The sequence below is a fragment of the Microvirgula aerodenitrificans DSM 15089 genome (assembly GCF_000620105.1).
Lineage (GTDB): Bacteria > Pseudomonadota > Gammaproteobacteria > Burkholderiales > Aquaspirillaceae > Microvirgula > Microvirgula aerodenitrificans.
Window position 1 is genome coordinate 125907 of the sequence record NZ_KK211072.1, and the last position, 24359, is coordinate 150265.

A 24359-nucleotide genomic window follows, 5' to 3' on the forward strand; every position below is an offset into this window, starting at 1 on the left:
TGGTCTAAGCTGATTCCTGGTGAGTCGCAAGGAGCGTGCCGGATGTGGATCCTTCTCCTCGAGGCCGGGCTGGCCCTGGCCATCGGTCTTTTCGTTGTCTGGTGGACCTGGCCCAAAAAGAACGAAAAGAACAAGTAAGGAACAACTAGTGTATCGGCATTGCCGTTCGGGAGGGAGCGCGCGCGCAATCCGGGCTACACTCGCGGCTTCACCCGTCCCGCTCCGGATTTGCCATGTCCCTGCGCCCGTGCCGATTGCTGCCCGCCGTTTTCCTGTCCGTCCTTGCTGCCGGCGCGCAGGCAGCCCCTGCACTGGCTGAAGCGTTGCAGGGAACGGCCGTGGTGCTGATGGGCGAGGTGCACGACAACACCGATGGCCATCGCGAGCGCCTTGCGCTGCTGACGGCCGCGGTGGAGGCCGGCTGGCGGCCGGCCATCGCCATGGAGCAGTTTGACCGCGAAAGCCAGCCGGCCCTGACCATGGCGCAGCAGCGTTGCGGACAGGACGCCGACTGCGTGATCGCTGCTGCGCGGACCGACAACGGCGGCTGGGACTGGCGCTACTACCGCCCGGTGGTCGCACTGGCGCAGCGCTACCAGTTGCCGCTGCTGGCGGCGAACGTGTCCCGCGCCGATGCCGCCAGGGTGGCGCGCGCCGGCTTCCCGGCCGCGCTGGATGCAGCCAGCATCGCCCGTCACCGGCTGACGCAAGCGCTGCCGGCTGATCTGGCGGCAGGGCAGGGCGAAGCCGTGCGTGACGGCCATTGCCGCCTGCTGCCGGACAGCGCCGTGCCCGGCATGGTCAATGCCCAGGTCGCCCGTGACGTGTTCATGGCCGATGTGCTGGACGGCCAGTCCGGGCGCGGCGTGGTGCTGCTGGCCGGCAACGGCCATGTGCGGCGCGACCTCGGCGTGCCGCGCTGGTTGTCCGGCGACCGCCCGCCGCTGGTGATCGGCTTTGTCGAGCAGGACCCGCCAGAGTCGGCGTTCGATCACCTGCTGCGCCTTGCCCCCGTCTCGCGTCCGGACCCGTGCGCGGCGCTCGCCGCCCCGCGCTGACCCTGCCCCCGTTCTGCGCCGTTCTGGCGATACATTTGGTTTTGCAAATGTAAAGTAAGTCACCTTCGGTATTTAAGCCGGAGAGTGGCCGCAGTAAATTACGCTCAAGCCAAAAGAAACAACAAGGCTCGCATCCAGATTGAATATCGCCTGATGTTCAATCCGGATACGAGTTCGGGTACCCGCTCTTCCCTTATTCGCAACGGTTTGGTGAGGAATATCATGTCTCAGACTTTTCCATGTCTTTTTGTCGATCTGGCAGTGATTAGAAACAATGCCCAGGCGATGGTCTCGTTGTGCCGTGACCACGGAATCACCCCGGTTGGCATTACCAAGCTGGCGCGTGGCGCCTGCGAAGTGGCGCAAGCCTTTATTGATGGTGGCATCAAGACTGTCGGGGATTCCCGTATTGGCAATCTGGAAAACATGGCCGGCATGCCGGTCGAGAAAATGCTGCTGCGCATTCCGCAAGTCAGTCGCGCCGTCGACGTGGTTACGTATGCCGATATTTCGCTGAACTCGGAACCGCGCACGGTGCGGGCCCTGTCCGCCGCCGCCGCCGCCCTGAACCGGACCCACAAGGTCATCGTCATGCACGACCTTGGCGACCTGCGTGAAGGCTGCTTCCGGGCTGAAGACACCGTGGCGCTGGCAAAGCTGGTGCTGGATCTGCCGAACCTCGAACTGGAAGGCGTCGGCGCCAACCTGGCCTGCTACGGCGGGGTCGAGCCGACCACGGAAAACCAGCAGACACTGGTCGATATCGGTCGGCGCATCGAACGCGAACTCGGCGTCAGGCTGCACACCGTGTCCGGTGCCAGCTCGGCCGGTCTGCCCTTGCTGCTGCGTGGCGGGATGCCGGCCGGCGTGACCCAGCTTCGCCTTGGCGCTTCGCTGCTGATGGGCATCGGCCTGAATGACGACCCGATTCCCGGCACCACCCAGGATGCATTCGAACTGGGCGTGGAAATTATCGAGCTGAAGGAAAAACCGTCGGTCCCGATCAATTCCACCGCACTGGATGCATTCGGCAACAAGCCTGAATTCGAGGATTTCGGCAATCGCCAGCGTGCCATTTGCGCCCTGGGCAAGCAGGATATTGATTTTGAACAGTTGATTCCGTCCGATCCGGCCATTCGTATTATCGGCGGCAGCAGCGATCACCTGATTCTGGATGTCACCGACTCGAAAATGAATTACCAGGTCGGCGATGCGGTGTATTTTTCACTGAGCTACGGTGGGGTCTTGCAGGCAATGACTTCCGACTATGTCCGGAAAACCTACCGTAATGCGAAAAAAGCAGAGCGGCTGGCGGAGGCGGCCTGATCGGTGGCCGGGGGCCATGAAAAAATTTTGCGGTAAAAAATCAGAATCTATTAATTTGTTAACTTTTGGGAGCCAACATGTCTGACGGTACTCAAGTTGCAGCGCCGAAACTGAAATTGGGCGCACTCACCGCGCTGGTTGTCAGCGCGCTGATCGCGGCAGGCATTTTCTCTTTGCCCCAGAATATGGCGGCAAGCGCGGGTGCCGGTGCGATCATCATCGGTTGGGTAATCACTTTCTTCGGCATGCTGACGCTGGCCTTCGTCTTCCAGACCCTGGCCAACCGCAAGCCTGAAATCGAAGGCGGCGTGTACGGTTACGCCCGGGCAGGGTTCGGGCCCTATATGGGCTTCAACTCGGCATGGGGCTACTGGATCTCGGCGTGGATCGGCAACGTGTCCTACTTCGTGGTGATCTTCTCCGCACTGGGTTCGTTCAGTGCGCTGGGGTTCTTCGGCGAAGGCAATACCCTGCCGGCCATCGTCTGCTCGTCCGTGCTGTTGTGGATGCTGCACTTCATGATCTGCCGCGGCATTCAGAGCGCAGCCTTCATCAACATCCTGACCACGGTGGCCAAGCTGGTTCCGCTGGCCCTGTTCCTGGTGCTGGTGATCGTGGCATTCAAGGTCGACACCTTCCGTCTCGACTTCTGGGGTACCGCCGCACTGGGCAGCATCATGGATCAGGTCAAGAGCACCATGCTGGTGACGACCTGGGTGTTCATCGGTATCGAGGGCGCTTCGGTGTTCTCCAGCCGTGCCGAAAACATGCGTGACGTCGGCAAGGCCACCATGATCGGTTTCGCCCTGTCCATCGTGATGTTCGTGGCCGTGACCCTGCTGTCGATGGGCATCCTGACCCAGCCGGAACTCGCCGCACTGAAAAACCCGTCGACCGCTGGTGTGCTGAAGGCCGCTGTCGGTGACTGGGGTGCCACGCTGATGAATATCGGCCTGGTGATCTCGGTGGGTGGCGCGCTGCTGGCCTGGACCCTGCTGGCTGCCGAAGTGCCGTACCTGGCAGGCAAGGATGGCACGATGCCGAAGTTCTTCGGCGTGGTGAACAAGAATGGTGCCCCGGTCAATGCACTGTGGCTGACCAATGGTCTGGTGCAACTGTTCCTGATCATCACCCTGTTCAACTCGGCCGGTTACCTGACCCTGTTGCTGCTCGCAACCTCGATGATCCTGATCCCGTATCTGCTGTGCGCGCTGTATGCACTGATCATTGCAGTCCGCAAGGACGGCTACAGCGAGGCTGAATCCGGTACCCGCACCAAGGATCTGCTGGTCAGCCTGGTGGCATCGGTCTACGGCATGTGGCTGCTGTACGCTGCCGGTCCGAAGTACCTGTTCCTGTCGATGATCCTGTACGCCGTCGGTGTGGTGTTCTACCTGAAGGCACGCAAGGAACAGAACCAGAAACCGTTCATGCCGGCTGAAGTGGTTATCGCCGTGGTCGTGGTTCTCCTCGGTATCTACGCCGCTTACGAGCTTGCAACCGGTGCGCTGACCCTGTAACGATTTATTTGGCTCTCCGGCCAGTTTCGCCCCGCCCGCGCGGGGCGTTTTTTGTTTTCCGGCCTGGCTGGCCGCGACCGGGTGGGCAGTGCGCCGCCTGCATATTGCGCACGGTCATGCGTCCAGCGTGCGCCGGCAGCGTAAAATGCCGGCCCATCACGACGTCTGTGGACGGATCCCATGCGACTGGACAATTTCGACATCCGCCTGCTGCGGGTGTTCATGACCATTGCCGATTGCGGCGGTTTCTCTGCCGCGCAGGCGCACCTCGGGCTGAGCCAGTCGGCGATCAGCAACAAGATGCACGACCTTGAAACCCGGATGGGGCTGCGCCTGTGCGAGCGTGGCCGCAGCGGGTTCAGGCTGACGGCCGAAGGCGAGCGCATCTACGAGGAAACCCGGATCCTGCTCGGACTGATCGACCAGTACGAGGACCGGGTCGGGCAGATCCGCCACGTGCTGTTCGGCCATGTCCGCATCGGCATCATCGACACGCTGGCGACCAACCCGGAGTGCCGGCTGGCCGAGAGCCTGCGTCAGTTCTGCCATGATTTTCCGCAGGTCAATGTCTCGGTCACGGTCATCGACTCGATGGATATCGAGTCCCTGCTGCTGCAGGGCCGGCTCGACCTCGGCATCACCTCGTCCGAGAAGGACATGCCGGGCCTGTCCTACGACCGGCTGTTCGTCGAGCGGCAGTGCCTGTACGCGTCGCCGGAACATCCGGTATTTGCGCTGGGCAAGGAGGTGCTGGACAAGGGTGATGTGCAGGCGTTCGCCGTGGCCGGACGCGGCCAGTCGCACTTCATCACCCCGCTCGAAGCCGGCTTCAATACCCGCGCGGTGTCCGCCCATATGGAAGGCACGGTGTTCCTGCTGCTGTCCGGTGAATTCATCGGCTATCTGCCGAACCACTGCGCGAAGGTCTGGGTCGACCAGGGGCGCCTGCGGCAACTGCCGGCGCCGGCGCTCGAGTACTCGCCGGCCTTTGCCCTGACCCGGCCGCGCTATGGTATCCGCTCGCAGGCGGCGGACCGTCTGTCCGAGGCGATCCTGGCCAGCCACTTTTCGCACCCGCAGGCGGCCGACGACGCTGCAAATTAATATACATACAAGAATGTATGTGTTAAAGTGGCTTCGCACTCAAAGCAGGAACACGCTGTTCCCCATGCCTTGCGTTGCCTCTTCTGGATTCATGCCCGCCCCGTGCGGGCATCTTTTTGCCCGTTTCCGGCCGCCGGTGTGGCTGCGGCCAGTGCCTGGACTGCCGCAAAATCCAGCGCGTCCAGTGCGGCGCGAACCGCTTCGACAAAGGAGCGCGCTTCCGGACAGCTGCAGGTCATCAGCACGATCCAGTCCTCGATATCGGTGATCAGGCCGGCTTCGGCCATCTGCGCCAGTTCGCGCAGCCGCGGCTCGGGCGGCAGGACATGCGAGGGCGGGGGGGGGGACCGCCGGCATGGCCGGCGGGGGCGGCAGGTCGATCTGCATGGTGCGGGCGCTGCTGTCGGCGGCACGGCACGGGATGGCGAAATGGAACTGGCTGCCCTGGTCCGGGGTGCTGTGCAGGGCCAGCGTGCCGCCCATGTACTGGATGATGCGCCTGGAGATGAACAGGCCGAGGCCGGCGCCGCCATGGTTGCGCTGCAACTGGGCGAAGGCCTCGAAGATATGGGCCTGCTTCTCCGACGGGATGCCGACTCCGGTATCGCTGACCGAGATGCCCAGATGCGGTTCGCCGTTGTCGTATTCGATACCGACCCGCAAGCGGATTTCGCCGTCGTGGGTGAACTTGGCCGCGTTCGACAGCAGGTTCAGCAGCACTTGCTGCAGCCGGTAGCCGTCGAGCATCAGCGTGTCCGGGATATCGTCGGCATAGTCGAGGATGAAGGTGTTGTGCTGCTGCGCGGCCAGAATGTGCGCGTACTGCGAAATGTGGTTGATCAGGTCCGGCAGGCGAAGCGGTGCCGCGTCGATGCTGAGCGGATGCAGCTCTCCCTTTGCGTACTCGAGCAGTTCGTCGATCAGGCCCAGCTGGTAGGACGCGCTGTGGGCAATGGTCCGGGCGTGCGCGGCCAGCTCCGGAGGCGAGCCGTCCTGCAGCAGGCGTGCATAGCCGCTGATGGTGACCAGCGGGGCGCGCAGATCGTGGCTGATATAGGCCAGGATGCGGGTCTGGTCGTCATGGGCGGTCCGCGCTTCGGCCAGGGCCTGGTTCAGCGCCGAGGTCTGCCGGTCCACTTCCTTCTGCAGCCGGTCCTTTTCCTGGATATGCCATGACAGCAGCAGCGCCTGGGCTTCGGCACGCTCGGCGCGCATCCGGTTCACCCAGGCGGCCAGAATCGCCAGCATGAAGGCCATGATCACGATGGCGACCAGCGGTGTGTAGTTGATGTCCGGCAGCCAGCGGCGGGTACTGCCGCCGAGCTCCAGCGCGCGGATCAGGATGCCGACGACGGACACCATGAAAAAGGAAATCACCAGCCAGGCCGTGCCCGGCATGCGCTTGATGAACAGCAGGCCGACGGCCACCAGCAGCATGCTGGTGACCAGTGGCGTGTAGATGCTGATTTTCGCGATCAGATAGTAATCGCCGAACAGCGACATCAGCGCAATGCCGACAAACAGCATGGCAGTGCCGATAAAGACACTGGCCCAGGGCAGCGAGATTTTCTCCCGCCGGCACAGGAAGTACAGGTAGGCGATGATGAAGGTTGCGGTCAGCGCACCGAGGCAGGCATTGGCCTGATATCCCCACGCGGTCACTTCCGGCCACAGATACTGTTTCGCATAGCCGCGGTACGATGCTTCGTACAGCAGGAAGACGGCGCAGGTCACGCCCTGCAGGCCGAACAGCCAGTCGCGCGAGAACAGGCACAGGAACAGCGAGTAGATGCACAGGACGACCAGGCCACCCAGGTTGATCCCGTCCAGCAGCGCTTCCAGGCTGCCGCTGGCATGCAGCGTCCCGGGTGTGGTCAGGACGGCATCCATGCCGATCGAGGTCGGGCTCTTGACGCGAATCCAGATCTGCGCGCGCTGGTGGGCGGCCAGTTCCAGGCTGAGGCCGGGCATGCGTTCCGGCGCATATGACCAGTGCTGCTCGCTGTTGGGCACGGCGAGGCCGGCCCGGGTTTGCGACCAGTGCCCGTCCTGCTCGACATGGAAGGTGACGTCGGCGAGGCGCGGCGACAGGAACATCAGCCGCAGGGACTGCGGGAGCGGACGGTCATTGACCACGCTCAGCCGCAGCCACCAGGCCGAGCGGGTGAACCCGGGGCGCAGCAGATCGGTCGTGGCCGGGACGAAGTCACTGGCGCGGGAACGAACCCCGGCCAGATCCAGCTGCGCATCGGGATCTTTCAGCACGTCCAGATACGGGGTCAGGCTGAGCGGCCAGTCGCTGCGCTGTCCCAGTCGCAGCTCGCCCGCCTGCGCAAACGGCAGCCAGAACAGCAGGCACAGCAGCAGCATCCATCCGCCGGTGTATGACGCTGGCCTTGTCGTGGACAACGGTGGCGGACCTGGGCGGAGGGTAGGCATGCGAGGACAGGGGCTGGGGCGGCGATGGCAGACGGACGATCGTCACCGGGGCCGGGGAGGGCAATGAAGGCATTTCCAGCAGGAAACAGCCGAATGGCAAAAATCATAGCATGAAACAGCCGGGTTTCAGCATGCCTGCGGCGTACCCGCTCCGGCCGGACCGGGCCGCATCAGCGCTTGGGACCGAACACCGACTTTGGCGCCCTGCCATAGAAACGCGCGAAAGCAGCGCTGAAATTGCTCGGATGCTCATAGCCGACCTCGTAGGCGACTTCGGCCACCTGGCGCCCGGTCTCCAGCAGCGCCCAGGCTTTCCGCATCCGCAGTTCCAGTTGCAGTCGCAGCGGACTTTGCCGGAAGCGGTGGCGGAAGCCGGAGCGCAGCTTGCTCTCGCTGAGGCCGACCGCTGCGGCGAGGTCGCTGATGCCCATGTAGTGGCCGTTGTGCATTTCCAGCAGGCGCCGGGCTTCGTCCAGCTTGTCGGCATCGCGCTGGCGGAGACGCGGGGTGTGCCTGTCCTGTGACAGATCCAGATGGCGCAGTTGTTCCGCCAGCAGGCTGAGCACGTGGATATGGGTCTGCAGAATGTCCGGCGCTGGTTCGGATGCCTGCCACAGCAGGGCATTGGCGTGGGCGAGGCAGGCCGGCGAGGTGGGCCGGTACGCGAGTTGCCGCACGCCGCTGCGGCTGTCCAGCAGCTTCCGGCAGCCATGATCGTCGGGCAGGTAGTGTCGCAGCATGCGTTCGCCGACCAGCAGCCGTATCTGCCGGACACTGTGGTCGTGGCGGTAATGGCGCTCGCCATGGCTGCTGAGAAAACTCGAGACCGTGGTGTGACCGCTGCGGAACGACAATTCGGTGCCGCAATGTCCGCGGAATTGTGACTCGCCGGTCAGGCCCAGCGTGATGGCCAGCACCGGGCGTTCCAGTTGCTTGCGGCTCTCTTCCACCAGATCCCGCTGCGGCCGGTAATGGGTGCGCAGCAGGCTGAAATCCGGCGCGATGCCGAGGCAGTCGGTGTGGCACTCGCCCAGTTCTTCCGGCAGGCGGAGCCTGACCCAGCCTTGCTGCTGTCGCTCGCTGCCATGCGCTTCGTTCGCCATGATCCGGTATGACATGTTGTCTCCCTGCCCGCCTGTGTCCGGGCTGTTCGCATATGAGATATTTCAATACGCACACAAACGATATCAATAATCATTATCTTTAGTGCGTACTATCCTGTGTGTCTGCTGGATAACGCCGCAAGTGCTGGCACACGGTGCGGCGTCGCTTGCTGCATGCGAAGGGAAAGGGCAGGTACCACCATAGGCGCTTATTGCGGCGCCGGTACGGGATTGCCGCATTCCGGCGCGAACGAAAGCGATAGATGTCGCGCTGAAATCGATATTCACATCCCTCTGGCTGCGGATGAAAATAATTCTCATTGATCAATCGGAACTGGAGACGGGCACGATGATACTGCCGCCACTGGTTGCACCGGACGCCACGCTGTCCAGTGCCGAACTCACCAGCTACAGCCGTCACCTGCTGATGCCGGGGTTCGGGCCGGACGGGCAGCGACGGCTGAAGCACAGCCGGGTGCTGGTGATCGGCGCCGGCGGACTCGGTTCCCCGGTCCTGCTCTATCTGGGGGCCGCCGGCGTCGGCACGCTGGGGGTGATCGATTTCGACGTGGTCGAAGCGTCGAATCTGCAGCGCCAGATACTGCACGGGGTCGCCGATATCGGCCAGCCGAAAACCGGGAGTGCCGTCCGGGCGCTGCGGGAACGCAATCCATGGATTCATGTGCGATCGCATCGCGAACGGTTCGATGCCGGCAACGCGCGGGCCCTGCTCGCCGACTATGACCTGGTGGTGGACTGCAGCGACAACTTCGCCTCCCGCTATCTGGTCAACGACAGCTGCGTGCTGGCCGGCAAGCCCTATGTGTGGGGGGCCATTTTCCGCTTCGAAGGACAGGTGTCGGTGTTCTGGGAACAGGCGCCCGGCGGTGCCGGACCGAACTACCGCGACCTCTATCCGTCGCCGCCATTGCCGGCCCGTACGCCATCCTGCGCGGAAGGGGGGGTGCTCGGGGTGCTGTGCGGAACGATCGGCACCCTGATGGCCACGGAGGCGATCAAGCTGATTACCGGCATCGGCACCAGCCTGCTGGGGCGCCTGCTGATCTATGACGCTCTGGACATGAGCCTGCGCTGCCTGCCGCTGAGGCGCGCCCCGCAGCGCGAGGCCGTGACCGGCCTGGGCGAGTATCCGGCCGGGCGCGGCGCGGCTGGCGAAGGCGATGCGCCGGTGCCGTCGCTCCGCGCGCAGGAATTGCAGCAACTGCTGGCCCGCCACGAGCCGGTTGTGCTGATCGATATCCGGGAGCGGTTCGAGTGGGACATTGTCCGCATCGACGGCGCGCGCCATATCCCGCGAGACGAGCTGATCCGCCAGGACGTGCTGGAGACGCTGGACAAGTCCGCCGCCATCGTTCTGCACTGCAAGCATGGTCTGCGTTCGCGCCAGGTGCTGCGCGACATGCAGGGGCACGGCTTTCGCAATGTGAAACACCTCGACGGCGGCATCATCGCCTGGATCCGGGACGTCGAGCCCGGACTGCCTTGCTACTGAACGGAATGCACTGCGCATCCGATTCCGCCCTGAGGGCGGGACGACCGCGCGACCGGATGGCCCGTGGCCATCGGCAACAGGGAGGAAACATGATGTTGATCATCCATCAGCGACTGGCTGACGCCATTGTCCGCCAGGCACTGGCCGACCATCCCCTTGAAAGCTGCGGCGTGCTGGCCGGTCCGGCCGGTACCGGCGTGCCGACCCGATGCATTGCGATGGACAACGCCGCGCGGTCGGAGTGCTTTTTCCGCTTCGATTCGCACCAGCAGTTGCGGCTGGCGCGCGACATGGCGCGGCTGGGACAGGAAACCGTGGCGATCTACCACTCGCATACCGGCAGCCATGCCTACCCGAGCCGCAGCGATATCGACTACGCGACCGATCCGGCCCTGCATTACCTGATCGTGTCCACCGATGCCGGGTATCCACCCGGGCTGCGCAGTTTTCGCATCGGCAACGGTCACGTGGTCGAGGAGCGGATCGCTGCGGTATCCGCCTATCGCGATGTCCGGTTCAACCATGGCCTCGACACCGGCGATACCAGACCGGCCACCGCTGCCTGAACGGCGATCCGGCCACCTTCACTTTCCAGGAGAACGACATGGACATCACTGTCAGCATTCCCGCGCTGCTGCGCCCGCTGACCCGCGATCGCGGACAGATCGTCGCTCACGGATACACCGTGGGTGAACTGATCGAGAATCTCGATGCCTGCTATCCGGGTATCGGGCCGGGGCTGATGGCCGGCGGCGCGGTGCACGGTTTCATCAATCTGTATGTCAACGACGACGATATCCGTTTCGCCGCCGGGCTGGCGACCCCGCTGCAGGCCGGCGACCACGTGACCATCCTGCCTGCCGTGGCCGGGGGGTGACGGGAATGGTCGCTCGTCTGCTGAACGGATGCACGCTTGCCCTGTGCACTCCGCCACCTGCACTGGCGGCCTTTGCCGGCCGGCTCGACTACCAGGCGCGACGTCTGGGGCTGCGCCGCGTCGACGATGGCGTCAGGCTGGCTGGCGGCCTCGGCTTTACGCTGCACACGCCGTTCACGGCACCGGTTTGCTGCGACTGGCTGAGTCAGGGCGGCGGGCATGGACATGCGGCCGGCGAGGCCCTGCTGCAGGCGGCGTCCGGGCTGATGTCGGTGCATGGCCGCGCTGGCGGCGCCCCGCGCCTGCTCGGTGTCGATTACGTGTCGACGCTGGCCAGCGTGCTGGCGCTGAACGGTGCGCTCGCCTGCGCCGTGGGCCAGTGGCGCGGCGGCCGTTTTCCCCGCTGCGACGGGTCGCTGCTCGGGGCTGCGCTGCTGGCGGTCGGCCAGTACCTGGCCGATGCCACGGCTCCGGATCAGGACGGGCTGGCCCCGGCCGTACCGGGCGAGGCGGCGGCCCATCCGCCGTTCGTGTCCGCCGACGGCATGCGTTTCGAACTGGAGGCGCTGGAGGCCGGCCCATGGCTGCGATTCTGGCGGTCGGCTGGCGTGGCCGCCGACGTGGCCGGGCAGGGCTGGCAGACATTCCAGTGGCGCTATGCCCGGGCCATGGCGCAGCAGCCGGCGCCGCTGCCGGCTGCTGCCGCGGCGCTGCCTTTCGCCAGCCTGTGCGAACTGGCGCGGGCGGCCGGCATCGCCCTCAGTCCGCTGCGCACGCTGGCCATGCGGGCCGGCGACGCCGCCGAGATCGAACTGAGGCGGCGGGGGCCATGGGCGTTCGCCTTCCCGCCGGCGGCGCCCCTGCCGCCGGATCCGGGCCGCGCCCCCGCCGCGCTGCCGCTGGAGGGGCTGGTGGTGCTGGAGTCGTGCCGGCGCATCCAGGGGCCGCTGGCCGGTCATCTGCTGGCGATGCTCGGTGCGCGGGTGATCCGCATCGAACCGCCCGGCGGCGATGCGCTGCGCGGCATGCCGCCGCTGGCCGGCGGCTGCTCGGCGCGCTTCGATGCGCTGAACCGGCTTAAAACCGTGATCGAGATTGACCTGAAGTCGGAAGCGGGGCGCCGCGAGCTGAAGGCACGGGTTGCCGGGGCCGATGTGTTCCTGCACAACTGGGCGCCGGGCAAGGCCGCAGCGTTCGGGCTGGATCGCGACGACCTGCTCGCGCTGAAACCGACGCTGGTATATGCCCGGGCGGCGGGCTGGGATGACGATGCCGACCCCGGATTGCCAGGTACCGATTTCATGGCCCAGGCGCATACCGGCGTGGCTGACGCGATCGCCTCGGCGTCGGGGACGCGCGGCGGCACGCTGTTTGCCGCACTGGACGTGCTGGGCGGTGCCGTGGCGGCCCAGGGCATTACGGCGGCGCTGTTCGCCCGGCGAGCCCGTCACAGCGGGGCGCTGGTACGGACCTCGCTGGCCGGTGCTGCCAGCCTGCTGTGTGCCAGCCCGGCCGATCCCGGTTGCAGCGGTGCCTTTCCCACCGCCGACGGCATGCTGGCGCTGGACTGCCGCGATGAGGGGGCGCTGGCGCGGCTGGCCGATCTGCTGGGGGGCACACCGGCCGATGGCCTGGCCGTACTTGCCTGCCGTTTGCGGGAGAAGGGCACCAGCGACTGGCTGCCGCTGCTGGCCGGCGCCGGCATCCCGGCTGCTCGCGTGGTCGAGGACCTTGCCCGGCTGCCCCGGCACCCGCACGCCGGGCCGTTGCTGGGCGATGGCGGGTATGCGCAGGTCAACTCGCCGTGGCACTTCCCCGCATGAACAGCGCCGGCCTGATCGACCTGGTCCCCGCCAGTCTGCGCCAGCAGTGGAAGGACGAGGGCATTTATCCGGACCGTCCGGTGTACCGGCTGTTCGCCGATCAGGTGCAGCGCCGGCCGACGGCGCCGGCGGTGCTCATGCCGGGGAAGGTCGTCAGCTATGCACAGCTGGACCAGGCCGTGCGGCGGCTGGCGGGCAGCTTCCGGTGCATGGGACTCGTGGCCGGGGACGTGATTGCCTATCAGTTGCCCAACGGCTGGCAGGGCTGCGCGATCGATCTGGCGGCCGCCGCGCTCGGGGCCGTGGTGGCGCCGTTGCCGCCCGGGCGCGGGAAACTGGACATCGCATCGCTGTTGTGGCGCAGCGCCGCGCGGGCATTCATCGTCGAGCCGCACGAGGCGCAGACCGACATGTGCCAGCTGGTCGAGGCATTGCGGCCGACCTTGCTGTCGCTGCGCTTTCCCATTGTCGACGGCCCGCCGCGTGCCGGCTGGCAGACACTGGACAGCCTGCTGCGCGGTCCGGCGCTGGCTGACGCTGCACTGGTCGAGGTCGATGCCGATGCGCCGGTCCGGCTGCTGGTGTCATCCGGTACCGAGTCGGAGCCCAAGCTGGTTGCGTATTCGCACAATGCGCTGGTCGGGGGGCGCGGCCGCTTCCTGCAGCGCCTGCATCCGGACGGGCCGGGCTTCCGCGGGCTGTATCTGGTCCCGCTCGGCTCGTCCTTCGGTTCGTCGGCAAGCTGCGGCGTGCTGTCGTGGCTGGGGGGGGGCATTGCCGTGTTGCCGCGCTTCGACACGGCCGCTGCCATCGACGCCATCGGTGAGTTGCGGCCGACCCACCTGCTCGGCGTGCCGACCATGTTCCAGCGCATGGCGGCCGATCCGGCACTGGCCGCGGTCGATACCTCGTCGTTGCGGGCCATCGTCAGCGGCGGTGCGATGATCGATCCGGCGACCATCCGCCGCTGCACGGAGGCGTTCGGCTGCGGCTTCGTCAGCCTTTACGGCTCGGCCGATGGCGTCAACTGCCACAGCCTGCCGGACGACCCGCCGGATGTGGCGCAATACAGCGTCGGCAGGCCGAATCCGTCGGTCTGCGACATCCGCATCGTCGATGAGGACGGCCGGCAGCAGGCGCCCGGGCAGCCTGGCGAGATCATGGCCCGCGGGCCGCTGAGTCCGATGCAGTACGTCAATGCGCCTGAACTGGATGCCCGCTATCGCAGCCGGGACGGCTGGGTCCGCACCGGCGACCTCGGCCATATCGACCCGCTGGGCTACCTGGTGCTGTCCGGTCGCAAGAAAGACATCATTATCCGTGGTGGCACCAATATCAGCCCGGTGCAGATCGAGAGTCAGGCGACGGCACACCCCGACATCGTCGGCGCCGCCTGCATCCCGGTTCCGGATGCCGATCTCGGCCAGCGGCTCTGCCTTTGCGTGACGCTGAAGCCCGGGGCGTCACGGCCGTCGCTGGAAGACGTCAACCGGCATTTCCGGCTGCACGGGCTGGCTGCCGACAGGCTGCCGGACTACCTGTGCTTCTGCCGCCAGCTGCCGCTGGGACCGGCGGGCAAGGTGGACAAGAAGCGGCTTGCCGCCGATATCCGCTTCCTCGGCACGGCCGGGAGCGCACCGGCATGAATGAACCCTTTTGCGGCAGCACGTACGCGGCACGGGTCCTGGCCGGGCGGGTCCGCCACTTTGTCGGCCACGATATCGTCCCGCACGAGCCGGTGCTGGCCGGCGGCGGTGCGCGGGCGGCGGCATTGCTGGCCGGACTGTCGGCGCGGGCCCGCCGCGCCGGGCTGTGGGGCATGTACTATCCGGCCGAGCTGGGGGGGCGGGTCGCGTCGCTGCGCGACTATCTGCTGGTGGCCGAGCAGGAGGGCGCCTCCGAGTACGGACCGGCGATATTCGGCAGCGATGTCGCGCTGGATGTACACATGCTGCACCGCCATGGCCATGCCGAACTGCGGCAGCGCGTCCTCGAACCGCTGGCGGCCGGCCGCGTCGTGTGCGCCTACGGAATGTCCGAGCCGGACAGTGCCGGCTCGGTACCGGCCACGCTCAGGACCTGCGCCCGGCGGGAGCAGGACCAGTGGCGTATCGACGGGCGAAAATGGTTCGTCTGCCGCGGCGGCAATGCCGACTTCGTCACGGTCGTGGCACGTACCCGCGACGGCGGGCCGGTCGGGCAGTCGCTGTCGCTGCTGCTGGTACCGGCGACCAGCGCCGGTTACCGCATCGAGCGCGAACAGCCGGTGTTCGGTCGCCTGCAGGGGCAATGCGAACTGGTGCTCGAAGCGGTACGGGTACCGGACGCGCATCTGCTCGGTCAGGCGCACAGTGGCCATGTGCTGATACGGGAGCGGCTGCTGCTCGGCCGCGTACTGCATGCCGGGCACTGGCTGGGGCTGGCCGAACGCTGTTACGGGCTGATGTGCCGGCGCATCGCCTCGGCCCGCGGCCGGCTGGTGCGGCTGGCCGACAAGCAGCTGACCCGGCTGAAGGTCTTTGAATGTTACAGCGCCATCGTCAGCGCCCGAGCCCTGCTGGTACTGGCGGCCGGCAGGCTGGACCGGGGGCTGGTGGCGGATATCGACGTCAATGTGGCCAAGGTGGCGGCGTCGCGCGCGGTGAGTCTGGTGTCGGATGCCGCCATCCAGATCTACGGCGCCGAAGGGGTCAGCGACCAGACGCCGCTGTCCGGCATTTACCGCACGGCACGCGCCACCCACATCATGGATGGCGCGGACGAAGCGCTGATCAGCGCTGTCGGCAAACGCCTGCTGGAGACGTTCGCCGACGACGGGCAGATGGATTTTTCCCGCACCGGTCCGGACCTCACCCCGCTGCCGGCCGGTGGCTGATGCGCTGCCGGCCCGCTTTTTCCCTCCCTCCGTCTTTCCGGTCACGACGGGTGGGGCCCGCCGGATACGGCATGGCCATGGCTGGCCGTGTCCGGCGTTTTTCTGATCGCCTGGAATTTTGCCCATGACACGCTTCCTGCCGGACCCCCCTGCCAGCAGCGACGTGATGCTGCCATCACTGCTGATACTGGGCATGGCATTGCCGATGCTGCTGCTGTATGCCGTCGCCGCACTGGGCCCGCTGCTGGTCCATGATCTCGCCATTGCGCCGGCCACACTCGGCTATCTGACCCTGAACGCTTTTGCCGTGGCGGCGGTCCTGTCCCTGCGGGCCGGTGTCCTGCTTGACCGGCTGGGGCCGCGCTCGACCCTGTGCCTGCTGTTTGCCTCGGTGGCGCTGATGTTTGCGCTGATGGCGGTGCTGCCCGGCTTCTGCAGCCTGCTGCCGGTGGCAGCCCTGGCCGGGCTGGCCCAGGCGCTGGCCAATCCGGTGACCAACCAGTTGATTGCGCAGCGGGTCCGGCTGTCGCAGCAGGCTTTCATGGTCGGGCTGAAACAGTCCGGTGTGCAGCTGGCGGCGCTGTTTGCCGGGCTGGTCCTGCCGGGATGCGCGCGGCTGGTCGGCTGGCGCGGCGCCTTTCTGCTGATGGCGGCCCTGGCCGCATGGCTGGTGTGCTGCGCCTGGCGACTGCCGGCCCTGCCACTCGCCATCGCCCGTCCCCTGCCGCCTGCGGCCATGAACCGTCCGCTGGTACTGCTGATGGCCATCCAGTGCTGCGTCGGCATGGTGTTGTCGTCCTTTGTCCTGTTTCTGCCGCTGCACGCCGTCGGGCTGGGACTGTCGGCGACCAGTGCCGGTGGCATGGTGGCGCTGTTCGGCGCCATGGGCATGCTGTCGCGGCTGGTGCTGACGCCGCTGGGGGCCCGCCTGGCAGAGGAGGCGCTGTTGCTGGCCGGACTGCTGCTGGTCTCGGCACTGTCGATTGCGCTGTCCCTGCGGGCCGATGCCGGCAGCCCCGGCCTGCTCTGGCTGGCCGTGGCCGGAGTCGGGCTGAGCGCGGTGGCCACCAATGCGCTGGCCATGGGCATGCTGGTACGGGATTCGCGCTTTGGTGCGCTGGCCCATGCTTCCGGCCGGGTATCGGCCGCGTTCTTCACCGGCATGGCGCTGGGGCCGGTCTGCAGCGGGCTGCTGATCCGCCACCGTGGCGATCCGGGCCAGGCCGGCTGGGGGCTGCTGCTGGTTTTGCTGCTGGCGACCGGGCTGTCGCTGTGGCTGGTCCGGGCGAGAGGGCGGCCGGCGCTAGCGCCGGGCGTCGATGACGCCGATCCGGATCAATCGTGAGCGGATCGCATTGCGGCTGATTCCGAGCAGACGGGCCGTGTGAACCTGATTGCGCCGGCAGTGCTCGTAGGCGGTACGGAGCACGGTGTCCTCGATGCGGTCGAACAGGTCCGGCGGCGGGCGCTCGAACAGCGTCAGCAACACCTGGCGCAAGGTGTCCTCTGCTGGCTGCGGCGCGCTGTCGGCCGGGCCGGTGGCGGCATCCGGCAGCGACAGTGACGACAGCTGCAGGTCTTCCGCACGGATCTGGTGGCTTTCGCTGACCAGCAGTGCGTGGTGAATGGCGTTTTCCAGTTCGCGGATATTGCCCGGCCACGGGTGGCGCAGCAGCTTGCGTTCGGCGTCCGGATGCAGGGGCACATTGCCCTGGCCCAGGCGCTGCCGGTAAACCGCGAGAAAGTGCTGTGCCAGCGGCAGGATGTCGCCGGGCCGGTCGCGCAGTGCCGGCAGTCCGAGCACGACCACGCCCAGCCGGTAGAACAGATCCTCACGGAACTTGCCGGCGGCGACGGCCTCTTCAAGCCGGACATGGGTGGCCGCGATGATGCGAACGTCGATCGGCACCGGTTTGCGCGATCCGAGCCTGACCACCTCGCGCTCCTGCAGTACCCGCAGCAGCTTGACCTGCAGCTTCAGCGGCAGGTCCCCGATCTCGTCCAGGAACAGCGTGCCGCCGGCAGCAGCCTCGAACCAGCCCGGCCGGGCGGAGAAAGCACCGGTAAAGGCGCCCTTTTCGTGGCCGAACAGCTCACTTTCCACCAGCGACTCGGCGAAGGCGCCGCAATTGACGGCAATGAACGGCCCGTGCCGGCGCCGGCTCAGTGCATGGACATGGCGGGCAATCAGCTCCTTGCCGGTACCGGTTTCACCGGTGAGCAGCACATTGGCTTCGCTCGGGGCGATCTGGCGCAGACGCGACAGCAGGGCGACCGATTTCGGGTCTTCGAACACCTGCGCGGTGGCGCGGATCGAGGTCGCCCGTACCGGCGAGTCGGGCAGGGTGATCAGGGTGTCGGTCTGCGCCGGCCGGGTGTCGCTGTCTGATCGTACGCGGTCAAAGTTCACTGCAGGCTCTCTGGAGATCATGGCGACACCACAGCATAAGGGATGGGGCGCGAGTGCTTTAGCAGGATTCCTTGATAGCAAATCAGCATGGCATGCCTTGCGTCTGCGCGGTCCGCGACGATTTGCCGCGGCTTGTCATGGCCGGCTGCGGCAATGGGTCACACGGCTGCGCCATGACCATCGACTACCATTCTTCGCCTTTGATGCGAGCGGATTTGCCGGTTGCACGGGGATCGGTCATGCCGCCGCCACCCGTGCCATCCGTCGATCCGGACACAAGGACAGGCTCGATGCGCAAACTGCTGTATGTGACCCCGCTGCTGGCGGTTTTTCATGGTGTGACGGTGCAGGCCCGGGGCCCGGCCGACGCCGGGGAGCCGGCCGACGGCCGCGAGGTGCCGGAACTGCTGGTAACGGCCGAGGCCATGCCCGGCTACAAGGCCGATGCAGCCACCGTGGCCGGCAAGGTGCCGCTTGCTCCGCGCGAGGTGCCGAACTCGCTGTCGGTGCTGACCCGGCAGCAGATGGACGATCAGGAACTGGTGACCATGTCGGATGCGCTGCGCCAGATTACCGGCGTGACGGTGATTGCCAACGACACCACCAATGACCAGGTGATGACACGCGGCTACAGCCTGGGCGCGATGTATGACGGTGTGCCGTCCTATGCCGGGCTGACCGCCGTGCAGCAGTTCGATCTGGCCATGTACGAGCGGGTCGAGGTGCTGCGCGGACCAGCCGGTGTACTGCAGGGCAGTGGTGAGCCGGGCGGGGTGGTCAATATGGTCCGCAAGCGGCCGGGCGCGGCATTCGCCCTGAGCGGCACGCTGGCGGCCGGTTCGTGGAACAACTATCGCAGCGAGGTCGATGTGACCGGCCCGCTGAATGCCGACCGCAGCCTGCGCGGCCGGCTGGTGGTGTCGGGGCAGGATCGCGAGTATTTCCAAGACCGCACCCACACCGGCAAATGGCTGGTGTTCGGCACGCTGGAATACGATCTGCAGCCGGCCACCACGCTGGCGCTGTCCGCCAGCATCCAGAACGACAACACCACGGCACCGTCGTCGGGCCTGCCGCTGTATACCGATGCCCGGCTGATCAATACCGACCGCTCGACCAATGTCTATCCGGACTGGGTCAACTACCATATCCGGACCGAAGAAGTGTCGGCCAGCATCGAACACCGCTTCGACAATCGCTGGGTGGCCCGGGCTGCGCTGAATCACCGCAGCCAGCACAGCGATTCCAAAGATGCGTGGCCGGGCAGCGGTGTTGATCCGCTTACCGGCACTTTCAGCCGCTTCAATCGCAGTCAGAGCGAATCCGACTATGACCGCGACGGGCTGGATCTGTACCTGAACGGACCGTTTGCGCTGCTGGGACGCAGTCACAACCTGATGCTGGGCTTCAATGTCGACCGGCGGAAATCGGCCAGCAAGAGCGGCTCGGCACCGGCCGTGCCCAATGTGCTGTTCGGCCAGCCGGACAGCGTGCCCGAAGCGTCGATCCGCTATACCAGCGGCAGCGAGACGGTGACCAGCCAGCACGGGCCCTACGGCCAGTTGCGTGCCAGTCTGGCCGATCCGCTGACCCTGGTGCTCGGCGGCCGCACTACCACCTTCCGGACCCGGAGCCGCAATGTGTCACCGTCGGTGCCTACCGACTGGAGCACCGGCAATGCCAGGGCCGACAATCATTTCACGCCGTATGGCGGGCTGCTGCTCGATGTCAGCCGCGATGTCACCCTGTATGGCAGCTATGCGGACATTTTCGTGCCGCAGACGCAGAAGAAGGCCGATGGCAGCGTGATCGACCCGCGCACCGGCCGCCAGTACGAGCTGGGGGCCAAGGGCGATTTTCTTGACGGCCGGCTCGGCGCCACGCTGGCACTGTTCACGCTGCGCGACCGCAATCGCGCCTATCGCGATCCGGACTACCCGGCCAGCAGCACGCCGTACTATCTGGCCAGCGGGGAAATCGAGAGCAGGGGGTGGGAGGCGGAGCTGACCGGCAGCCCGCTGCGCGGGCTGGACCTGACTGCCGGCTATACCCGGCTGATGACCCGCTATGTGAAGGACCGCAGTCTGGAAGGAAAGGCCTATTCGATCCAGACCCCGTCGCACCAGTTCAAGCTGTGGGCGGACTACCGCTTCAGCGAGGACAGCCTGCCCGGCTTCAGCCTCGGTGGCGGCGTGCAGGCGAACAGCGGCAGCGAGAGCTCGCGCGGCAATCGCGCGGTGCAGGGGCAGGGTGGCTATGCAGTATTCAACGCCCGGGCCGCCTTCCGGCTGGACCGCCATTTCACCGTCGGCGTGCTGGTCAACAATGTGTTCGACAGGAAGTACTACGCCTCGGTCGGCACCAGCACGGCGTACAACTTCTATGGTGAGCCGCGCAATGTGATGCTGACCCTGCGCGGCAGTTATTGACGCGCAAGCCATGACGGACAGGCAATGGGCCAGGCTCTCCCGGTCAATATGGCGAAACAGATGGCGCGCATTCTTTTAGGCACTTCTCCGAAACTCGATACCCCGTCACTGGCCCCTTCGTTCCGGCCGCCGGTCGGCCTGTCGCCTGCCGCGCTGGACTGTGCCGGGCAGATCATCCAGCACTACAAGTACTCCGAAAGCCTGCCGACGATGCTGGCCCGCGGCCGTTCGCTGGCCCTGCACCCGGGGTATGCCTTTGTCGAGGTCTATCCGGACAAACTCATCAGCAGATCGAGGGCATCCGGCAGTGGGGGCGCGCGCGGGCGGTGCCGGCTTCGGGACAGCCAATCGGCGCTTCGGCCAATCCGCAGGGACGGGTACGGCGCGCGGTCCTGCTGTAGGACCGGCTACAGCGTCAGTTCATAGCTGCGGTCGGCGCCTGCATCCGGTGACGGATCGGCAATGCGCTGCCAGCCCAGCGACTGGTACAGCCGTATCGCCGCGTGCATGTCTGCACAGGTATCCAGTATCAGCCGGGACAGCCCGTGCTGCCGGGCTTCGTCGATGGCGCGCGACAGCAGGGCGCGGCCGATGCCATGGCCGCGACAGGCCGCGTCGGCATGAAAACCGGACAGCTTGCCGCAGCCGTGGCTGACCTCCTGGATCGCCAGGCAGGCGCAAACCTGCTGGCGCCACTCGGCGACCAGTTCGATGGCATTGGGGCTGTCTTCGCGCCCGAGAGCACCGATGGCCTGGTCCAGCCCGTCGAATTCCGCCTCGATGGCAAACGCTTGCAGCGAATGTCGCACGATGTCCCGCGCCCGGGCATTGTCGGCGGGGAGGGCATGGCGAATCAGCATCATCATCATTCCAGCAGAGGAGAGGCTCCAGTGTGCCGCAAATGGTCGCCGCCGGAGGAGGATTACTTGCGTGCCGGATTGATGTTGGGGTTCCGCGGGATGCTGGGCGCCCGGTGGGGAGCCGGCTGCGTCTTGCCCGGTGCCGGAGGGCCGGATTCCGGTCCGGCGGGTGATGGCTGCGCCGGCGTGTCGGGGGTGGCAAGGGGCGGCTGCGTGACGGGATTGTCCATGGTGTGTCCTTTTTTCGGGGGGTACGGGGCCTGTCATCCTGGGCAGGATCAGGCCCGCTGAAAATACGCCGGACACGGAACCGCTGTCTGTGCGTCATCGCACAGACAGCGGGTGTCAGCAAGTGCAGATTGAAGTGAGTCGCATTGCAAATATTCATTTGCAGGCACTCTGACTTCTGAAGGATCTGATCATGTCAAACCGCTATATGCGCAGTTTGCTGCTTGTGGCACTGGCCACGGGCTTTGTCACCGTTGCCGGTTGTGCATCGACACCACACAAGGAAAGCACCGGTGAATACTTTGATGATTCGGCCATCACGACAAAAGTCAAAGCCGCCATCTTCAATGACCCCGGCCTGAGCGCTGCCGAAATCAATGTCGAAACCTTCAAGGGCAAGGTCCAGCTGAGCGGCTTTGTCAATTCGCAGGAAAAAATCGATCGCGCCGTGAGCGTGGCCCGCAGCGTGAATGGCGTGCAATCGGTACACAACAAGATCAGCCTGAAGCAGGCGCCGTAAGTCTGTTTGCGGCAGCCGGTCCGGCATGAGGGCAGGGCGGTGACATGGCGCGTGGCGCATCGGCATGCACCGCAGCACGGGATGGGGCAAGGCATTGTTTTTGTGCGGAATTGGCAATTTGCAATTGCTTGCATATCCGGTTGTCCAAAACTATTGTCATAAACGGATTCCGTTATGGCGTTATTTTCATGCTGCCATCCCGCCTGCGTCTGGCCGCGGCACTGCTTGTCCCGGCTGCGGCGCTGCTGCTCAGTAGCGGCTACTGGTGGAGCCAGTCCCTGGCGCACCAGAAATTGCTGGACACCGCCCGTCAGGCGGCGGAACACCGGGCCATCCAGCTGGCCAGTGCCGTTGCCCAGCAGACCGATACGCTGCTGCAGATGGTCGATGTCACGCTGCAGACCCTGGGCAACGAGTACGTTGACGAGGAGTTCTCCGGCTTTCTCCGCTCGGTGTCCTATGCCCGTGCCAGTTTTCCGGCCGTGGCCGAAATGCAGGTGTCGATCAACAATGCCCAGGGACAGATGGTGTATTCCTCGGTGGGACTGAATCACACCATCTCGGTGGCCGACCGGGAGTATTTCCGGTTTCATCAGCGCACGGCCCGGTCCGGCCTGTTTGTCGGCGAGCCGCTGCTGGCCCGCACGACCGGCACCTGGCTGATCCCGATCTCCCGCCCGATGTTCGACAAGCGCGGCTTTGCCGGGGTCATTACCATCGGCATCGCGCCCGCCTACCTGCTGCAGCGCTGGCACGAGCTGCAGTTGCTGCCGCGTGATGTGGTGTACGTGATCCGCCGGGACGGCAGTTATCTGGCCCGCTCCCTGTCCCTGTCTCAGGCCATGACCGAGCGCGAGCCCGATGAAGTGCCCCATCCGGGCCGCAGTGGAAGACGCCAGGGGCTGCTGGAAAGGGACAGCGATTTCGATGCCGTGCACCGGCTGATCGGCTGGCAGAAACTGGGGACGGGCGATATGGCCGCAGCGGTCGGGCTGGATCTCGACGCCGTCATGTCCCCGGTCGAGAGCTATATCACCCAATCCCGGCTGCGCAGTGTGGCGATCAATATCCTGCTGCTGCTGGTCTGCGTGCTGATCACCTGGCTGATCATGCGCCTGCAGCGCCATCGGGCCATGCTGCAGGCCATCTACGATGTGCTGCCGGTCGGTGTCGTGGTGACGGATCCGCAGGGGCATATTGTCGACTGCAACCAGATGTCCGAGCAGTTGCTTGGCCTGGAACGTAAGGTGCAGCTGTCCAGCGATCTCAGCAGGTTCGAGGGGCGGCTGTACCACGCTGACGGATCGCGCATGAGCGCTGCCGAGCTCCCCGGCATGCGCGCCCTGCTTGGCGGGGAACTGGTGCACCATGAAGAAGTCGGCTTCATCCATCCGGCGCAGAAGGCAATGTGCTGGCTGTCGATCAGCGCCATTCCCTGCTCCGACGCCGGTTATGGCGTGGTGATTGCCTTTATCGACATTACCCATTCGCGGAATCACCGTCAGGCGGTAGAGCATATTGCCTTCCATGATGCACTGACCGGCCTGCCGAACCGCCGCTTGCTGTCGGACCGCCTCAACCAGGCCCTGTCCAGGACCGCCCGGCAACCGGGCCGGCTGGTCGTCTGCTTTCTGGATCTGGACGGGTTCAAGCCGGTGAATGACAAGCATGGTCATGATGCGGGCGATGCGCTGCTGATGGAGATCGCGAAGCGGCTGCAAAAGGTGGTACGCACTGGCGATACCGTGGCCCGGCTGGGCGGCGACGAGTTTGTCGTGGTGCTGAACGGGCTGGGCAGCGCACAGGAAATGGACGATGTCCTGGAACGGATTGCCGCCGCCGTGGCGACCCCGGTCGAGCTGGGCGCCAGTCAGACGGCACAGGTCACGGCCAGTATTGGCGTGGCCATGCATCCCGAGGATGGCGACGATGCCGATACCCTGCTGCGCTATGCCGATCAGGACATGTACCGGGCCAAGCAGTCCGGGCAGTGCATCTGCCATTTCCGGCGGGAGGGCAGGGAGAGTGTTGTCTGGTGAGGAGGGGCCGGCCGGAGTCTTGTCGGGTTGTTGGCAAGCCTTTGCCCAAGGTGATTGCCCTCCTTCGGGAAGCGGCTGGTCTCACTGAAAACGATCTTCCCTCTGCGCTTGACCCTCTCTTGAGCGAGGTAGGATAATTCCCGGTTTGATTTCAAATGCTTAGTTATCGTTGCCATGGCACTGTTTTCAGTGCAGCAAAAGCATTCCTGGGTGCGGCAGCGGCGGTCATGCGCTC

19 protein-coding genes are annotated in these 24359 nt (G+C 65.7%); 15 read left to right on the forward strand and 4 right to left on the reverse strand.

What is annotated here, in order from left to right:
* Positions 1-233 precede the first annotated feature (233 nt).
* The 4 genes from Q352_RS0118645 (at position 234) to Q352_RS22000 (ending at position 5008) form a co-directional block, all read left to right on the forward strand.
* Positions 234-1058, forward strand: a complete 825-nt coding sequence (locus Q352_RS0118645; RefSeq protein ID WP_028500612.1) for a ChaN family lipoprotein — start codon at positions 234-236, stop codon at positions 1056-1058.
* Between the two features lie 222 nt (positions 1059-1280).
* Entirely contained in the window at positions 1281-2384 is a 1104-nt protein-coding gene (locus tag Q352_RS0118650) for an alanine/ornithine racemase family PLP-dependent enzyme (protein WP_028500613.1), read from the forward strand.
* 77 nt (positions 2385-2461) lie between these two features.
* Entirely contained in the window at positions 2462-3904 is a 1443-nt protein-coding gene (gene arcD, locus Q352_RS0118655; protein ID WP_028500614.1) for an arginine-ornithine antiporter, read from the forward strand.
* Between the two features lie 180 nt (positions 3905-4084).
* Positions 4085-5008: a LysR family transcriptional regulator gene (locus tag Q352_RS22000; protein ID WP_036386986.1), complete on the forward strand. Its 924-nt coding sequence runs from the start codon at positions 4085-4087 to the stop codon at positions 5006-5008.
* 39 nt (positions 5009-5047) lie between these two features.
* Here Q352_RS22000 and Q352_RS0118665 read toward each other — a convergent pair whose 3' ends face one another.
* A complete protein-coding gene (locus Q352_RS0118665) occupies positions 5048-7378 on the reverse strand; it encodes a sensor histidine kinase (protein ID WP_028500615.1) in 2331 nt (776 codons plus the stop codon).
* Between the two features lie 239 nt (positions 7379-7617).
* Positions 7618-8565 carry a helix-turn-helix transcriptional regulator gene (locus Q352_RS0118670; protein WP_028500616.1) on the reverse strand — a complete coding sequence of 316 codons (948 nt, stop codon included), beginning with the start codon at positions 8563-8565 and terminating at the stop codon, positions 7618-7620.
* Between the two features lie 334 nt (positions 8566-8899).
* Here Q352_RS0118670 and moeB point away from each other — a divergent pair, with 334 nt between their 5' ends.
* The 7 genes from moeB to Q352_RS22015 all read left to right on the forward strand — a co-directional run bounded on the left by moeB (position 8900) and on the right by Q352_RS22015 (position 16983).
* Complete coding sequence (gene moeB / locus Q352_RS0118675; protein ID WP_028500617.1) at positions 8900-10063, forward strand: molybdopterin-synthase adenylyltransferase MoeB; 1164 nt, start codon at positions 8900-8902, stop codon at positions 10061-10063.
* A gap of 89 nt (positions 10064-10152) precedes the next feature.
* Positions 10153-10629, forward strand: a complete 477-nt coding sequence (locus Q352_RS22005; RefSeq protein WP_211249656.1) for a M67 family metallopeptidase — start codon at positions 10153-10155, stop codon at positions 10627-10629.
* Between the two features lie 38 nt (positions 10630-10667).
* Positions 10668-10940, forward strand: coding sequence for a MoaD/ThiS family protein (locus Q352_RS0118685; protein WP_028500618.1), 273 nt, complete (start codon positions 10668-10670; stop codon positions 10938-10940).
* Positions 10941-10945: 5 nt separating this feature from the next.
* Entirely contained in the window at positions 10946-12763 is a 1818-nt protein-coding gene (locus Q352_RS0118690; RefSeq protein WP_036386987.1) for a CoA transferase, read from the forward strand.
* A complete protein-coding gene (locus tag Q352_RS0118695) occupies positions 12745-14409 on the forward strand; it encodes a class I adenylate-forming enzyme family protein (protein WP_211249657.1) in 1665 nt (554 codons plus the stop codon). The genes Q352_RS0118690 and Q352_RS0118695 overlap by 19 nt, the downstream gene beginning before the upstream one ends.
* Entirely contained in the window at positions 14406-15638 is a 1233-nt protein-coding gene (locus Q352_RS22010; protein ID WP_051529093.1) for an acyl-CoA dehydrogenase family protein, read from the forward strand. Before Q352_RS0118695 ends, Q352_RS22010 begins: the two co-directional genes overlap by 4 nt.
* Positions 15639-15762: 124 nt before the next feature.
* On the forward strand, positions 15763-16983 hold the full coding sequence (locus Q352_RS22015) for an MFS transporter (protein WP_051529094.1): 1221 nt from the start codon (positions 15763-15765) through the stop codon (positions 16981-16983).
* Here the strand turns inward: Q352_RS22015 and Q352_RS0118710 are convergent.
* Positions 16942-18048, reverse strand: a complete 1107-nt coding sequence (locus Q352_RS0118710) for a sigma-54 interaction domain-containing protein (RefSeq protein WP_276325003.1) — start codon at positions 18046-18048, stop codon at positions 16942-16944. The genes Q352_RS22015 and Q352_RS0118710 overlap by 42 nt on opposite strands.
* Before the next feature lie 290 nt (positions 18049-18338).
* Here Q352_RS0118710 and Q352_RS22020 point away from each other — a divergent pair, with 290 nt between their 5' ends.
* Both Q352_RS22020 and Q352_RS0118720 read left to right on the forward strand, forming a co-directional pair.
* Entirely contained in the window at positions 18339-20477 is a 2139-nt protein-coding gene (locus Q352_RS22020) for a TonB-dependent siderophore receptor (protein ID WP_051529095.1), read from the forward strand.
* 24 nt (positions 20478-20501) lie between these two features.
* Positions 20502-20903, forward strand: coding sequence for a hypothetical protein (locus tag Q352_RS0118720; protein ID WP_028500622.1), 402 nt, complete (start codon positions 20502-20504; stop codon positions 20901-20903).
* Here Q352_RS0118720 and Q352_RS23660 read toward each other — a convergent pair.
* On the reverse strand, positions 20885-21340 hold the full coding sequence (locus tag Q352_RS23660) for a GNAT family N-acetyltransferase (protein WP_051529096.1): 456 nt from the start codon (positions 21338-21340) through the stop codon (positions 20885-20887). The two genes, Q352_RS0118720 and Q352_RS23660, sit on opposite strands and share 19 nt — an antisense overlap.
* 418 nt (positions 21341-21758) lie before the next feature.
* On the opposite strand from Q352_RS23660, the gene Q352_RS0118730 reads away from it, so the two are divergent.
* Both Q352_RS0118730 and Q352_RS0118735 read left to right on the forward strand, forming a co-directional pair.
* Positions 21759-22085 (forward strand): BON domain-containing protein, encoded by a 327-nt coding sequence (locus Q352_RS0118730; protein ID WP_233495223.1) that lies wholly within the window; start codon positions 21759-21761, stop codon positions 22083-22085.
* A gap of 188 nt (positions 22086-22273) precedes the next feature.
* Positions 22274-24124 (forward strand): bifunctional diguanylate cyclase/phosphodiesterase, encoded by a 1851-nt coding sequence (locus tag Q352_RS0118735; protein ID WP_028500625.1) that lies wholly within the window; start codon positions 22274-22276, stop codon positions 24122-24124.
* Positions 24125-24359 lie beyond the last annotated feature (235 nt).

Excerpts from the sequence above, each read along its gene's own strand:
- Q352_RS0118720 (WP_028500622.1), top strand. The coding sequence starts at position 20,502 with ATGGGCCAGGCTCTCCCGGTCAATATGGCGAAACAGATGGCGCGCATT.
- moeB (WP_028500617.1), top strand. The coding sequence starts at position 8,900 with ATGATACTGCCGCCACTGGTTGCACCGGACGCCACGCTGTCCAGTGCC.
- Q352_RS0118645 (WP_028500612.1), top strand. The coding sequence starts at position 234 with ATGTCCCTGCGCCCGTGCCGATTGCTGCCCGCCGTTTTCCTGTCCGTC.
- Q352_RS0118730 (WP_233495223.1), top strand. The coding sequence starts at position 21,759 with ATGTCAAACCGCTATATGCGCAGTTTGCTGCTTGTGGCACTGGCCACG.
- Q352_RS22015 (WP_051529094.1), top strand. The coding sequence starts at position 15,763 with ATGACACGCTTCCTGCCGGACCCCCCTGCCAGCAGCGACGTGATGCTG.
- Q352_RS22020 (WP_051529095.1), top strand. The coding sequence starts at position 18,339 with ATGCGCAAACTGCTGTATGTGACCCCGCTGCTGGCGGTTTTTCATGGT.
- Q352_RS0118690 (WP_036386987.1), top strand. The coding sequence starts at position 10,946 with ATGGTCGCTCGTCTGCTGAACGGATGCACGCTTGCCCTGTGCACTCCG.
- Q352_RS22000 (WP_036386986.1), top strand. The coding sequence starts at position 4,085 with ATGCGACTGGACAATTTCGACATCCGCCTGCTGCGGGTGTTCATGACC.
- Q352_RS23660 (WP_051529096.1), bottom strand. The coding sequence starts at position 21,340 with ATGATGCTGATTCGCCATGCCCTCCCCGCCGACAATGCCCGGGCGCGG.
- Q352_RS0118685 (WP_028500618.1), top strand. The coding sequence starts at position 10,668 with ATGGACATCACTGTCAGCATTCCCGCGCTGCTGCGCCCGCTGACCCGC.
- Q352_RS0118650 (WP_028500613.1), top strand. The coding sequence starts at position 1,281 with ATGTCTCAGACTTTTCCATGTCTTTTTGTCGATCTGGCAGTGATTAGA.
- Q352_RS0118670 (WP_028500616.1), bottom strand. The coding sequence starts at position 8,565 with ATGTCATACCGGATCATGGCGAACGAAGCGCATGGCAGCGAGCGACAG.
- Q352_RS0118665 (WP_028500615.1), bottom strand. The coding sequence starts at position 7,378 with ATGCTGCTGCTGTGCCTGCTGTTCTGGCTGCCGTTTGCGCAGGCGGGC.
- Q352_RS22005 (WP_211249656.1), top strand. The coding sequence starts at position 10,153 with ATGATGTTGATCATCCATCAGCGACTGGCTGACGCCATTGTCCGCCAG.
- Q352_RS22010 (WP_051529093.1), top strand. The coding sequence starts at position 14,406 with ATGAATGAACCCTTTTGCGGCAGCACGTACGCGGCACGGGTCCTGGCC.
- Q352_RS0118735 (WP_028500625.1), top strand. The coding sequence starts at position 22,274 with ATGCTGCCATCCCGCCTGCGTCTGGCCGCGGCACTGCTTGTCCCGGCT.
- arcD (WP_028500614.1), top strand. The coding sequence starts at position 2,462 with ATGTCTGACGGTACTCAAGTTGCAGCGCCGAAACTGAAATTGGGCGCA.